12 protein-coding genes are annotated in these 13,349 nt (G+C 35.7%); 7 read left to right on the forward strand and 5 right to left on the reverse strand.

Annotated features, from left to right (window positions below; all coding sequences use genetic code 11):
• The first annotated feature begins 326 nt into the window (after positions 1–326).
• The 4 genes from MJQ71_RS16015 to MJQ71_RS16030 all read left to right on the forward strand — a co-directional run bounded on the left by MJQ71_RS16015 (position 327) and on the right by MJQ71_RS16030 (position 5,003).
• A complete protein-coding gene (locus MJQ71_RS16015; RefSeq protein WP_238807664.1) occupies positions 327–1,817 on the forward strand; it encodes a GH3 auxin-responsive promoter family protein in 1,491 nt (496 codons plus the stop codon).
• Between the two features lie 122 nt (positions 1,818–1,939).
• Positions 1,940–3,709 (forward strand): signal peptide peptidase SppA, encoded by a 1,770-nt coding sequence (gene sppA / locus MJQ71_RS16020; RefSeq protein ID WP_238807665.1) that lies wholly within the window; start codon positions 1,940–1,942, stop codon positions 3,707–3,709.
• 117 nt (positions 3,710–3,826) lie between these two features.
• Positions 3,827–4,438: a ribosome biogenesis GTP-binding protein YihA/YsxC gene (gene yihA / locus MJQ71_RS16025; RefSeq protein ID WP_238807666.1), complete on the forward strand. Its 612-nt coding sequence runs from the start codon at positions 3,827–3,829 to the stop codon at positions 4,436–4,438.
• A gap of 121 nt (positions 4,439–4,559) precedes the next feature.
• Positions 4,560–5,003 carry a DUF5606 family protein gene (locus MJQ71_RS16030; protein ID WP_238807667.1) on the forward strand — a complete coding sequence of 148 codons (444 nt, stop codon included), beginning with the start codon at positions 4,560–4,562 and terminating at the stop codon, positions 5,001–5,003.
• Between the two features lie 176 nt (positions 5,004–5,179).
• Here MJQ71_RS16030 and MJQ71_RS16035 read toward each other — a convergent pair whose 3' ends face one another.
• Complete coding sequence (locus MJQ71_RS16035; RefSeq protein ID WP_238807668.1) at positions 5,180–6,271, reverse strand: Gfo/Idh/MocA family protein; 1,092 nt, start codon at positions 6,269–6,271, stop codon at positions 5,180–5,182.
• Positions 6,272–6,414: 143 nt separating this feature from the next.
• On the opposite strand from MJQ71_RS16035, the gene MJQ71_RS16040 reads away from it, so the two are divergent.
• Together MJQ71_RS16040 and MJQ71_RS16045 are read left to right on the forward strand one after the other, a co-directional pair.
• Entirely contained in the window at positions 6,415–7,122 is a 708-nt protein-coding gene (locus MJQ71_RS16040; RefSeq protein WP_238807670.1) for an ATP-binding cassette domain-containing protein, read from the forward strand.
• A 47-nt stretch (positions 7,123–7,169) separates the two neighbouring features.
• Entirely contained in the window at positions 7,170–7,901 is a 732-nt protein-coding gene (locus MJQ71_RS16045; protein ID WP_238807672.1) for a copper homeostasis protein CutC, read from the forward strand.
• A 47-nt stretch (positions 7,902–7,948) separates the two neighbouring features.
• Here the strand turns inward: MJQ71_RS16045 and MJQ71_RS16050 are convergent, their stop codons facing one another.
• The 3 genes from MJQ71_RS16050 to MJQ71_RS16060 form a co-directional block, all read right to left on the reverse strand.
• Positions 7,949–9,145: an argininosuccinate synthase gene (locus MJQ71_RS16050; RefSeq protein ID WP_238807673.1), complete on the reverse strand. Its 1,197-nt coding sequence runs from the start codon at positions 9,143–9,145 to the stop codon at positions 7,949–7,951.
• A 215-nt stretch (positions 9,146–9,360) separates the two neighbouring features.
• On the reverse strand, positions 9,361–10,440 hold the full coding sequence (locus tag MJQ71_RS16055; RefSeq protein WP_238807674.1) for an LptF/LptG family permease: 1,080 nt from the start codon (positions 10,438–10,440) through the stop codon (positions 9,361–9,363).
• A gap of 92 nt (positions 10,441–10,532) precedes the next feature.
• A complete protein-coding gene (locus MJQ71_RS16060; RefSeq protein ID WP_238807675.1) occupies positions 10,533–11,201 on the reverse strand; it encodes a metal-dependent transcriptional regulator in 669 nt (222 codons plus the stop codon).
• A gap of 143 nt (positions 11,202–11,344) precedes the next feature.
• Here MJQ71_RS16060 and MJQ71_RS16065 point away from each other — a divergent pair, with 143 nt between their 5' ends.
• The gene (locus tag MJQ71_RS16065) at positions 11,345–12,685 is read left to right on the forward strand and encodes an Nramp family divalent metal transporter (protein ID WP_238807676.1); all 1,341 of its coding nucleotides are present in this window, start codon (positions 11,345–11,347) and stop codon (positions 12,683–12,685) included.
• A 26-nt stretch (positions 12,686–12,711) separates the two neighbouring features.
• Here the strand turns inward: MJQ71_RS16065 and MJQ71_RS16070 are convergent, their stop codons facing one another.
• Positions 12,712–13,266: a hypothetical protein gene (locus MJQ71_RS16070; RefSeq protein ID WP_238807677.1), complete on the reverse strand. Its 555-nt coding sequence runs from the start codon at positions 13,264–13,266 to the stop codon at positions 12,712–12,714.
• Positions 13,267–13,349 lie beyond the last annotated feature (83 nt).

The raw sequence follows: 13,349 nt of genomic DNA on the forward strand, positions 1-13,349 counted from the left end.
ATTTGCCCGCAAATTTACAACTATTATTTGCAAAATATTTCTAAAAAGTTGAAAAAGTATTAAAAAACAGAAAAGTATATTGCCAATGGATGCCAGCATTGCCAATAAGTATGGTTTTTTCAATAATCAATGTTCTTATACTATTATTGAGATGCACCAAAATACTTGATTTATTAATTGAAGCTCATTTTATCATTCATAGCTTTGGCATTTGTGGAAAAGAAGTGTAGTAAAAAAAAAACATTATCTTTGCCTTTGACCAAAGTCTTTTTTGGCGTTAGTAAGTCGTTAATTATAAAAAAGAGTAGAAAAATTATTTATTGACAATGGGAGTTCGTTCGATACTTAGTAAGCCGATTGCCGCATATATTGTTGCACAGCAAAAAAAATGGATAGCTCGTTCGGCTGAAATACAAGCAGAATGGCGAGAAAAATTAATTAGCCAAGCACAGAATACTACTTTTGGCAAAGACCATTATTTTAAAGATATTCATAGCTACGAAGATTTCAAACATGCTATTCCTGTTCGTGATTATGAAGATTTGAAACCTTATATCAATCAGATTTTGGCAGGAAAAGAAAATGTTTTGTGGAAAGGAAAACCACTTTATTTCGCCAAAACTTCAGGAACAACTTCAGGCACAAAATATATTCCAATTTCACAGGATTCTATTCATAATCACATCGATTCGGCTCGAAACGCTTTGCTCAATTACATCAATGAATCTGGAAAAGCAAAGTTTTTGGACAATAAGCTCATTTTTCTTTCAGGAAGCCCCGAAATGCACGAAAATGCAGGCATCAAAACAGGGCGTCTTTCGGGGATTTCTACCCATCACGTGCCGGCATATTTACAAAGTAATCGTTTGCCTTCTTACGAAACCAATTGCATAGAAGATTGGGAAACCAAATTGGAAAAAATTATTGATGAGACCATTAACCAACCAATGAGCTTGATTTCTGGTATTCCACCGTGGGTACAAATGTATTTTGACAGAATTCAAGCTCGAACTGGGAAAAAAATAAAAGATGTTTTTCCCTCCTTTGATTTGTTTGTTTACGGCGGAGTAAATTTTGAACCATATCGAGCAAAATTATACGAATCTATCGGTAAAAAAATCGACTCAATTGAGTTTTTCCCTGCTTCAGAAGGCTTTTTTGCTTACCAAGATTCACAATACGAAGAAGGAATGTTGCTTTTACTCAATACTGGTATTTTTTATGAATTTATTCCTGCCGAAGAATTTTTTAACGAAAATCCAACCCGATTGAGCATCGAACAAGTAGAATTGGGCAAAAATTATGCTCTAATTATTAATAATAATGCAGGGCTTTGGGGCTATTCGATTGGAGACACTGTGAAATTTGTTTCGCTAAATCCGTATCGAGTAATTGTTTCGGGGCGAATCAAACATTTTATTTCGGCTTTTGGCGAACACGTAATTGGCGAAGAGGTAGAAAAAGCGATGAAATACGCTTGTCAACGCCAGCCCGAAGTCGAAATCGTCGAATTCACAGTTGCTCCGATGGTTGCTCCTAATGAAGGGCTTCCTTACCACGAATGGCTTATTGAGTTTGCCGTACCTCCAAAAGATATGGAGCTGTTTAATAATGATTTAGACCAAAAAATGACCGAATTAAATGTCTATTACGATGATTTAATTGTGGGTAGTATTCTGAAAAAGTTGGTCATAACGCCGCTACAAAAAAATGCTTTCATAGACTATATGCGTTCACAAGGAAAGCTTGGCGGCCAAAACAAAGTACCTCGTTTGTCGAATGACAGGAAAATTGCGGAGGCTTTGGCAAAAAAATAGTTTTTCATGGCTAATAATTCATGGCTCATAATTCATTTTCTCCTTTTATCAAGTATTCGCAAAAATTACTGTATATACATTTATTTTTGTAGGCAGAAAAAATACTAAACTTAAAACCGTATATGTTACAATTTTTGAAATATGTTTTTGCAACCATCGTTGGTATCTTCTTATTTACTATTTTGAGTTTCTTTATCTTGATAGGAATCGGAAGCTTGATGTCGAGTTCAGATACAAAAACGACAGTTGCCTCAAACTCAGTGTTGAAACTTGACCTAAATCAAGTGATTAGAGAAAATGCTCCTGAAGAAGACCCGTTTACGGAATTGTTATCTGGTGGAAATAGTCCAGGACAAATTAGTTTGACACAAATCAAAGAAGCACTTGCTAATGCTAAAATCGACCCGAATATCAAAGGTATTTATTTGAAAGCCGAAAATCCGATGGCAGGCATTGCAACGCTGAAAGAAGTGAGAGAATATCTGTTGGACTTCAAGAAATCTAAGAAATTTATCTATTCTTATGGCGAAACCATGACCGAGGGTTCAATTTACCTTTGTTCTGTTGCAGACAAAAGTTATTTGACACCATCAGGTGGTTTGGATTTTAACGGTTTGAGTGCCAATTATTCGTTTATGAAAGGCTTGTTTGATAAAATTGGCGTTAAACCAGAAATCTTCAGAGTGGGGGATTATAAAAGTGCAGTTGAACCATTTTTCTTGACAAAAATGAGTGACGCTAATCGCTTGCAAACCCAATCTTTTATCTCAGATATGGCGAATCATTTCTATGGAGACATAGCTGCTTCTCGCAAAATTCCTATGGCGGAATTAAATAATATTTTGAACAATGCCTTAATTCAAGAACCAAATGACGCCGTAAAATATAACTTAATTACTAACACAGGTTATTGGGATGAATTTGAAACGGCACTTCGCCATGCACTCGGATTTAATGCCGACAAGAAAATTGAATATATTGGATTGAACAAATATTTGAAAGCTGATAAATTGGTTAAAGAGGGCGAAAGTTCACAACGAATAGCCGTAATTGTGGGTGAAGGAGATATTATTTCGGGTGAAGGCCAAGATGGTTCGATTGGCTCTGAAACTATCGTGAAAGAACTACAAAAAGCTCGTAAAGATTCAAAAATCAAGGCAATTGTGTTACGCATCAATTCGGGTGGAGGAAGTGCCTTGGCTTCGGACGTGATGTGGAGAGAGGTAGAATTGACAAAAAAAGTAAAACCTATTATTGCATCAATGGGAGATTACGCTGCGTCGGGAGGTTATTATATGGCAATGGCGTGTGATACAATTGTGGCACAACCAACAACATTGACGGGGTCGATTGGTATTTTTGGCGTAATGTTTAACGTTGAGAAATTGATGAATGAAAAATTAGGCGTTACTTTTGATGGAGTTAACTCGCATAAATATGCCAATTTTCCATCAGCAACCAGAACAATGACTGATGCCGAGAAAAACATGATTCAAAATGGCGTAAATAAAGGGTATGAAAATTTCACAACAAAAGCAGCGAAAGGCCGCCACATGAGTGTTGAGAAATTAAAATCACTCGCAAGTGGTCGAGTTTGGACAGGAAGTCAAGCAAAAGAAAACGGTTTGGTTGATGTTTTAGGAAGTATAGATGATGCCATCAAAATAGCTGCTCAAAAAGCTAAATTAAAGGAAGGTACATACCGAGTTAAATATTTACCTATCAAAAAATCAAGTTTTGAAACAATCATTGAAAAATTTGGTAATGATAAAGAAGATGCCAAATTGAAAGCATATTTAGGCGATTTTGGTCCGTATGCAAAACAGTTGAAAAATCTTCAAAATTTGGATAAAATTCAAGCTAGAATGCCTTTTGAATTAGAAATAAAATAATGCTAGGAAGGCATTTAACAAATGCTTCAATTAAATTTTATCAATAAAAGGAGAAAGAAATTAGTACCTTTGTACAGAATTCTTTCTCCTTTTTGAGTTAAAGATGGCATAATAAATATGAAGAATACAAAATTAATCGAAGCAAAATTTGTTACAAGTGCCGCAGACTATCGTAAATGTCCGCCAGCTGAAAAGCCAGAATATGCCTTTATTGGCCGTTCAAACGTAGGCAAATCTTCGTTGATAAATATGCTAGTGGGCAATAAAAATTTAGCAAAAACTTCACAAACACCAGGTAAAACTCAATTAATTAATCATTTTGAAATAAATAAAAAATGGTATTTAGTCGATTTACCTGGCTACGGATTTGCAAAAGCACCCAAAGGCGAACGAGATAAATGGGGCGAAATGATTGGGGATTATTTGGTTAATCGAGAAAATTTAATGTGTGTTTTTGTACTGATTGATGTACGACACGAACCACAAAGGGTTGATTTAGAATTCTTAGATTTTTTGGGCGAAAAGGATGTTCCGTTTTATTTAGTTTTCACAAAAGCCGATAAAGTTGGTAGCGTAAAAGCCGAACAAAGTGTAGAATCTTTTAAGAAAACAATGCTTTTGAGTTGGACGAAAATTCCGCAATATTTCATTACTTCAGCGGAAAGAAGAACAGGTCGAGAGGAATTATTGAAAGCAATCGAAGAGTTGAATCTGTCTTTTACGAAATAATTTGTACTTTTGCAGCGTTATTTGGTAGTTGAAGCTCAATATTTTAAAAAAGTAGTTCTCTAATCACCTGATAGTCAATTAAATATAAGTAATTAAAGTGTAAAATCAATATATTTTTCAAATGGAATTATTAAGAGATATTGCCCACATTTCTGGAAAAAGTGGTTTGTATAGAATTTTGAAGCCTGGACGTGGTGGCGTAATCGTTGAAACGCTTGACGAGAAAAAACAAAAAGAAATGGTTAGTTCAAACGCTCGTGTATCGGTTTTGAAAGACATTTCTATTTATACGGAAGACCCAAATAAATCAACTCCGCTAGGAGATATTTTCTTGAAAACTCGTGAACTTCACGGTGAAAAAGTTGAATTCGATTTCAAAACAGCTTCAAACAATCAAATATTTGATATGTTTGCGAGCATCATGCCAGATTTTGACCGTGAAAGAGTATATGCTTCTGACATCAAAAAAATCATTAGCTGGTATAATATTCTTTCATCAGCAATGCCCGAACTTTTTGTTCCTGCGGTAGTGGAAGAGCCATCAGTTGAAGAAGTAAAAGCATAAGGAATTGCAAAATTCTACAAAAAAGCCCGTCAGTGATGATGGGTTTTTTTGTATAGAAAAATAGGCTTTTCTTTCAAAAGTGTTTCTTTTTATAATAACAAACCAACGAAAAAATATCTTTCGCACAAGCACCACCACCCTCATTGTAACTTCGCGAATGATGGTTGGTTCAGAAATTATTTAAGCATGATAGTTTTACCAGTTTTTGAAGATTTGACGGCAGCATCTAAAATCGTCATTGCTACCATATTTATTTTTAAAGAACCCAAATCATTTTCAGATTTTATTGTACCACGAACAACAGCCGAAAAATAAGAAAATGGGTCATTTCTTGGTGTTTCTAGTGGTTTTACTGTAATTACTTCTTCTGGGAATGCATTTCTGTCTCCTTTTCTGATATTCATTTGCATTGATTTATCGGCATAAATATAGCCCGTTTGGCCATAAATTTCCATGTCTTTTCTATCAAAAGGCCAATTCCATGAAGCTTGAAAAATACCTTGTGCTTTTGGGTAAGTCACAATGATAGTTGCTTCATCATCAACTTTTGGATAAGTTTCAGGTTTGATAGTTTGCGTAACCGCCGTTACGGAAGTGGGTTTTTCCCCTTTCATTAACCAAGCCATGATATCTGCCCCATAACAACCAAAATCAATAATTGCCCCTCCGCCATTTTTAATAGGGTCAGTAAGCCAACCAAAAAACTCCTTACTTACACCAATTTCTTTTGGCCCACGATGTCCATCATGAATGACCACTTTTCTGATATCACCGATGGTATTTTGTTCGTGAATCATTTCATAAGCTTGATGATTGCTGGCGTACCATGTAGTTTCGTAATTGGTCAAAAGCTGAATCTTATATTTTTTTGCTAGAGTTTCCATTTGTATGGCATGAGCCAAATTTACTGCCAAAGGTTTTTCTACCATTACATGAACTCCTTTTACGGCACATTTCTGTACTGTTTCGAGGTGTTCGACAATACTTCTAAAATCACAAACGGCTTCTGGTTTAGCTTTGATCAACATTTCATCAAGACTTCTATACCAGAGAGATTCGGGCAATTTATACTGTTTAAGCAATCTTAACGCCAATTCTTTGTTTGGTTCGGCAAAGCCAACAATTTCAAGACCCGCTCGATTGATGTTATTCAAAATTTGCCGAACGTGGTCATGTGTCATGCCCGCAATACCCATCCGCACTGGTTTTTCTTGTGCAAAAGAATAGGTCGTAAATAGACAGAAGAGTAGGAAAGTGATTTTTTTCATAGTAATTGTAAGATTGAATGTATCAAATTTAACCAAAAAGCTATATCAAATATCTTTTTTAAGAAAAGTTTTCATTAGAAAAACTATTTTTGCGTTATATTAGAAATAGAAATCAGAAATCGCTCAATCAAGGAAGTATAATTATGTCAATAAAAATCCAAAATTTAAGTAAAACTTACGGCAGTCAACGAGCAGTAGATAATATTTCTTTTGAAGTAGCTAAAGGCGAAATTGTGGGTTTTCTTGGGCCAAATGGAGCAGGTAAATCAACCACTATGAAAATCTTAACGGGTTATTTGCCCGCCACAGATGGCTCGGCTGAAGTAAACGGATTTGATGTAAAAAACTCACCAATGCAAGTCAAAAGTAGCATTGGTTATTTGCCCGAACATAATCCATTGTATTTAGATATGTACGTTCGTGAATTCCTCGAATTTGCTGGCTCATTATACGGCTTAAATGGAAAAACACTGCATATAAAAGTTGCCGAAACCATCGAAATGGTCGGTTTAGGCCTAGAAAAACACAAGAAAATTGGTCAATTATCAAAAGGTTATCGCCAACGAGTTGGACTAGCACAAGCACTCATTCATAACCCTGATGTATTGATTTTGGATGAACCAACTACTGGTCTCGACCCCAACCAATTAGTCGAAATTAGAGATTTAATTAAGGCAGTTGGTAAAAATAAAACGGTTATTTTTAGTACACATATTATGCAGGAAGTTGAAGCAATTTGTGACCGAGTAGTAATTATAAATCGTGGAAAAATTGTGGCTAACGGTACACTTTCTGAATTAAAACAAGGCGGAAAAGGCATTGAAGATGTTTTCCGTGAATTGACTGCATAAAAGAGAATGACGAATGTTCATTTTATCAAAAAACTAAATCCTGTCTAATGCTAGAAATTTGTAGTTTTTCTTTAGAATCTTGCCTAACAGCTCAGAATGCAGGAGCTGGTCGTGTAGAATTATGTGGTGGAATGTTTGAAGGAGGTACAACACCCTCGGCGGGTTTGATTCGATTGGCTCGTCAGCATCTGAGCATTCAATTATATGTGATGATTCGTCCACGTGGCGGAGAGTTTTGTTATTCTAATGCTGAGTTTGAGGTGATGAAAGAAGATATTTTGATTGCAAAAAATGCAGGTGCTGATGGTGTTGTTTTTGGAATTTTAAATCCTGATGGGAGTGTAGATAAAACCCGAACCACCACTTTAGTTGATTTGGCTAAACCGATGAAAGTGACATTTCATCGAGCGTTTGATGTTGCAAAGAATCCTTTTGAAGCATTAGAGGATATAATTAATTGTGGATGCGAAAGAATTTTGACTTCTGGACAAAAAAACACCGCAATTGAAGGACTAGATTTGCTCAAAGCGTTGGTTGAAAAATCTAATAATCGCATCGAAATAATGGCAGGAAGCGGTGTTTCTGCCCAAAATGCCCAACAGTTTTTGAATATTGGAATTCATGCTTTACACATGACTGGCAAAGGAATTCAGGAAAGTAAAATGATTTTCAGGAAATCCGATGTAAGTATGGCAAGTGCCTCATTATCAAATGAATATGAGATTTATGAAGCTGATTTTGAAAAATGTAAGGCGGTTGTGGATATTCTAAAAAAATAGGCATACGCTGAAAACGTATGCCTAAAATATAAAGATTGCTTGACTGCTTATTTCTTCTCAGCCAATTCTGCAATTTTCTGATGAATCATTACTTGATTTGACATAATTTTTGAGAAACCTCTTACGTCATCTCCACTCCAAGCATTGTTCATTTCGCCGTAGCTACCAAATACTGGTGACATCAAATCGTAGTCTGACTTAATACCTAGTAATTGGAAGTTGTAAGGAGCTAAATGTACACGTACTTCGCCAGTTACGTGCGACTGCATACTTTCCAAGAACTTCTCAATATCACGCATCAACGGCTCTAAGAATTGTCCTTCATGGAGCATCATTCCGTACCATTCTGCTAGGTTTTGTTTCCAATATTGTTGCCATTTTGACAAAACATGTTTCTCTAATAAATGGTGAGCTTTAATGATAATCAAAGGAGCGGCGGCTTCAAAACCTACACGACCTTTGATACCGATGATTGTATCGCCCACGTGAATGTCTCGCCCAATACCATAAGGTGAAGCCAATTCAGATAAACGACGAATAGCATGAACAGGGTTTTCAAAAAGTTCACCGTTTACGCCTTTCAATTCTCCTTCAACAAATTGCAATGAAATTTCAGACGCATCGGTTTTGGAAACTTGAGTTGGGAAGGCACTTTCTGGCAGGAACTCGTATGAGTTTAGTGTCTCACGACCACCAACTGATGTTCCCCATAATCCTTTATTGATTGAATAAGCCGCTTTGTGCCATTCACGCACTACGCCTTTCGATTTTAAATATTCGATTTCTGCTTCACGAGATAATTTCAAATCTCTGATTGGGGTAATTACTTCAGCGTTTGGTAACACGATTCGGAAAACCATATCAAAACGCACTTGGTCGTTTCCTGCACCCGTACTTCCATGAGCAACGGCTTCAGCACCAATATTCTTGGCGTATTCTGCCACTGCCACTGCCTGAAACATACGCTCGGCACTAACCGAAAGCGGATAAGTATTGTTTTTCAAGATATTGCCATAAACCAAATAACGAATACATTTTTGGTAATATTCGTCCACCATACGAGCTGTAAAATGGTTTTTTACACCCAATTCATAGGCTTTTTTCTCAACATCTTTTATTTCATCTTCCGTAAATCCGCCAGTATCAACCAATACAGAATGAACTTCATGACCCAAATCTTCGGTCAAATATTTTACACAAAAGGAAGTATCCAAACCTCCACTGTATGCCAAAACAACTTTCATAAGCCCAAACTCGTTTACAAACGAGCGTATTTTTTTAGAGTTTAACAAAATTTCACCGCAAAAATAGGACTTATTGAGGTAAAATCTCGAATTTTATTTAAAATTATTGTACTATTCAAATAAAGCTGATGATAGAATGCGTGAATGTTTGTGCGTCAGAGCGATTTTTAGATTGAAATTTATCAGACTTACTCATTCAAAATGGATTCAATTTCTTATCTTGGAACTGTAAAATACATAAATGTGCCGATGCATGCAAAAACAATATTTGGCAACCAAACAGCCAAAATTGGCGGCATATTACCCGATTCAGCTATTCCTTTTGACATAATGAAGAAAAGGATATAGACAAACGCTAACACGAAACCAATCGCAATTTGAAAACCTACGCCACCACGAGATTTTCGAGCCGAGACAATTAAACCCATCAACGATAAAATAATTACTGCAAAAGGTGTCACAATTCGTTGGTAAAGTTCAATTTGAAACGATTCAATTCCTTCCGCTCCTCTACTTTTTATGAGCGAAATTCTTTCACGAAGTTCAGGAATCGTAAACGTTTCATATACATTTCTGTCACTTTCAAAATCGCTCGGAGAAAGATTGATAACGGTGTCTTTGGAGGCAACATTATAAACCAATTTGTCTTTCATGATGCCTAAAGTCCTAATTTTATAGTCAGTGATTTTCCAGCGTTTAGTGCTGTCATTCCATTCGATTCTTTTGGCAGAAAGTTTTTCTATGAGTTTATTTTGAGCAATTTTTTCGAGCGTAAAATCATAACCAGTTTTGGTTTCGTTGTTGTAGCTCGACATATAAGCATAAGTATTGGGTGCAACTGCGGTATGAAAATCTCGATCAGAAAAATAAAATTTATCGTTAATATAGACACTTTCGAAGGCTAGCCGCACTTTATTGGCTCGTGGCAAAATCCAACCAACCATTACAAATGACAATACAGCTACCATCGACGAAGCAATTAGATATGGTAACATCAATCGACGGAAACTTGTGCCGCTGCTCAAAATTGCTACGATTTCGGTGTGAGCGGCCATTTGAGCAGTAAAAAAAACTGTCGAAATAAAAATCATTAATGGACTAATATAATTTGCCCAATAAGGTGCAAGATTGGCGTAGTAAGCCAACAAAATTGCTCGCATTGGAGCTTTTTTCTGAATAAAGTCATCATTTTTTTCTACGAAATCAATCACCATAATGATAAGTACAATGACCAAAACCGCAAAAAAATATGTTTTGAGGAAGCGTTTAATTAGATATTTATCCAGAATTTTCATGAAAGCCCTAAAAGAATCTTTTGATTTGAATACAAAGATATGAATTGTGGATGGGTAAAATGCTTTATTAAGAACTATTAACAAAGCAAAATTTAAGATTCTTGCATTTGTACTAATAAATTTCTGGCAACTTCATTGCTTACAAAAATAGTATTTTTTTCATCAAGTAAAATGCTGTAAGATTTATCAAACTCGCTGATTTCACGTATTTTCAACGTGCATCCAAGTGTAATTTGATTTTTGTCGAGGTGCTGTAAAAAAGAAGGCGAATGCACCGAAACCCCCATCATTACGACCGATTGATTAAGTGGAATATCGGATAGTTTCTGGTAACTCACGGAAGGCATTTTTCCCTTTGAGTCAGGAATCGGGTCGCCGTGTGGGTCAAATTTAGGGTTTCCTAAGAAATCATCGAGACTTTTTGTTAATTCCTTTGAATCAATATGTTCGAGTTGTTCGGCAATATCATGGATTTCATCCCAACCAAAACCTAATTTTTCTACCAAAAAAACCTCCCAAAGTCGGTGTTTTCTGATTACACCCAACGCAATTTGTTCACCTGCATCAGTTAATGTTACACCTTGATATTTGCGGTAATTGATATAGTTTTTTTCTGCTAATTTTCGTAGCATATCCGACACCGAAGCCGCTTTGGTCTGTGTATGCTCAGCCAATTGGTTGGTACTCACCTCATTACCGTTGTGTCGTTCGGTAAGTAAATAGATGATTTTTAAGTAATTTTCTTCGGTGAAAGAGGTCATTTTGGTTCTTTAGCTAAAATAATGCTTTTACAAAACTACAATTTTAGTCTAATCAAACAAAATTTTAGACTAATCTAAAAAAATATTTTGATTGGCAAATTTTTTGTTTTATGTTTGTATTGAAAAATGGTTTATAGCAAAAAATGGAAAAGAATTTAGACATTCATAGAAATAAAGCGTGGCGTTCGACAACGAGTAATCTTTCTTTGCCTGAAGTGCACGGAAGTATCAAGGTTTATACAAAAGGGAGCTTTTGGAAAAAAATGTCGGCTTTTGTTGGGCCAGGATTAATGGTTGCCGTTGGTTATATGGACCCAGGCAATTGGGCAACGGATATAGCTGGCGGGGCAAAATTTGGATATACACTTCTTTCGGTAATTCTGATTTCTAATCTTTTTGCGATGCTTTTGCAACATTTATCGCTCAAATTAGGAATCGTAACAGGGCGAGATTTAGCACAGGCTTGTAGAGATTCGTATTCAAAACCAGTTTCGTTTATATTATGGATTTTGGCAGAAATTGCCATTGCCGCTTGTGATTTGGCTGAGGTAATCGGAGCGGCTGTGGCCTTGAATTTACTTTTTAATATTCCGCTAACTTATGGAATTCTGATCACAGCGATTGATGTAATTTTTATTTTATTTCTACAAAACAAGGGTTTTCGCATCATTGAGGTCATTGTTGGTGGTTTAATTTTGATAATTTTGCTTTGTTTTGGGTATGAAATTTTAGCTTCCCAACCAAATTTTATTGCCGTATCGAAAGGGCTAATTCCTAGCAGTCAGATTGTTACAAACCCCGAAATGCTTTATATCGCCATCGGGATTTTAGGTGCAACCGTGATGCCCCACAATTTGTATTTGCATTCGAGCATAATTCAAACTCGCAAGATAGAAAACACGCACGTTGCCAAGAAAAGTGCTATCAAATATGCTACGATTGATTCTACCGCGGCCTTATTTATTGCCTTCTTTATCAACGCCGCTATTTTGATTATGGCTGCAGCCACGTTTCATTTTACTGGAAATAAAGAAGTGGCAGATATTACGGATGCGTATCTTTTGCTTGACCCGATTTTGGGTGTGAAATTGGCAGGACTTTTCTTTGCTGTTGCTTTATTGGCGGCTGGTCAAAACTCAACCCTTACAGGTACGCTCGCTGGACAAATAGTGATGGAAGGTTTTTTGAATATTCAACTAAAACCGTGGCTTAGAAGATTGATTACTAGACTTGTAGCGATTATTCCAGCGTTGGTTGTGGCAATTATTTACGGAGAAAAAGGCACTTCTGACTTACTTGTACTAAGCCAAGTGATATTATCCTTGCAGTTGAGTTTTGCGGTTGTTCCTTTGGTAATGTTTACATCAGATAAACTCAAAATGGGCGAATTTGCGAATCCTGCGTATGTAAAATATACCGCTTGGATAGTGACATTTATCATCATCGCCTTGAATAGCTATTTGTTGTTTGATACGATATTTTGAGGGGAGAAAATATATTATGTTAGAGACTACAAAGGATAAAGCGTAGGTTCTGGGCCGACAAGTAAAGGGATTGATGGTAAATCAAGACGTAAATCAAATATCTTTAAGGAATAATCCGTCATATAAGAGTTAAATTCATTTCCAAAAATATCAGTATATTTAGCTCCAATTTCTATACAATTTGATGTATTTTCTAGTAATATTGTTTGATGAATATACATAGAATAACATCTGTATCCCCAGCATTTATATTCATCTTTATCACCCTGTACTTTTTGATTTACAAATACTTTAACATTTAAAGCAGCTCCTCTTCCAATATTCGTAACTTCATATATTGACTCTTTAGTTTTACTAAAAGTTAAAATGGGTTTTTCTAAGGCTTCGATTTGTTTTTCCTTTTCTTCTATTTGTTTATCTTTCTTTAAATTGTACTTATAAAGTAAATCAGAAAAATATATAAATACCAGTAGATTTGCAAGTGAGATAAATGCAGCAAAAAATGTGGTAAAGTTAGACCAATCGGATGTTTGTTTACTCTGAATTGTGAAGGTTTTTAAGTAAAATATAATAGGTATCATAATAACAAAAATTGTTAGTATAAATAACCATTTTTTTTTAAAAAAGAAGTTTATTTTGCATGAAGACAATATAGAATATTGTT

The organism is Emticicia aquatica (assembly GCF_923079645.1).
GTDB lineage: Bacteria > Bacteroidota > Bacteroidia > Cytophagales > Spirosomataceae > Emticicia > Emticicia aquatica.

Excerpts from the sequence above, each read along its gene's own strand:
- MJQ71_RS16045 (WP_238807672.1), top strand. The coding sequence starts at position 7,170 with ATGCTAGAAATTTGTAGTTTTTCTTTAGAATCTTGCCTAACAGCTCAG.
- MJQ71_RS16060 (WP_238807675.1), bottom strand. The coding sequence starts at position 11,201 with ATGACCTCTTTCACCGAAGAAAATTACTTAAAAATCATCTATTTACTT.
- MJQ71_RS16050 (WP_238807673.1), bottom strand. The coding sequence starts at position 9,145 with ATGAAAGTTGTTTTGGCATACAGTGGAGGTTTGGATACTTCCTTTTGT.
- sppA (WP_238807665.1), top strand. The coding sequence starts at position 1,940 with ATGTTACAATTTTTGAAATATGTTTTTGCAACCATCGTTGGTATCTTC.
- MJQ71_RS16030 (WP_238807667.1), top strand. The coding sequence starts at position 4,560 with ATGGAATTATTAAGAGATATTGCCCACATTTCTGGAAAAAGTGGTTTG.
- yihA (WP_238807666.1), top strand. The coding sequence starts at position 3,827 with ATGAAGAATACAAAATTAATCGAAGCAAAATTTGTTACAAGTGCCGCA.
- MJQ71_RS16070 (WP_238807677.1), bottom strand. The coding sequence starts at position 13,266 with ATGATACCTATTATATTTTACTTAAAAACCTTCACAATTCAGAGTAAA.
- MJQ71_RS16015 (WP_238807664.1), top strand. The coding sequence starts at position 327 with ATGGGAGTTCGTTCGATACTTAGTAAGCCGATTGCCGCATATATTGTT.
- MJQ71_RS16035 (WP_238807668.1), bottom strand. The coding sequence starts at position 6,271 with ATGAAAAAAATCACTTTCCTACTCTTCTGTCTATTTACGACCTATTCT.
- MJQ71_RS16065 (WP_238807676.1), top strand. The coding sequence starts at position 11,345 with ATGGAAAAGAATTTAGACATTCATAGAAATAAAGCGTGGCGTTCGACA.
- MJQ71_RS16055 (WP_238807674.1), bottom strand. The coding sequence starts at position 10,440 with ATGAAAATTCTGGATAAATATCTAATTAAACGCTTCCTCAAAACATAT.
- MJQ71_RS16040 (WP_238807670.1), top strand. The coding sequence starts at position 6,415 with ATGTCAATAAAAATCCAAAATTTAAGTAAAACTTACGGCAGTCAACGA.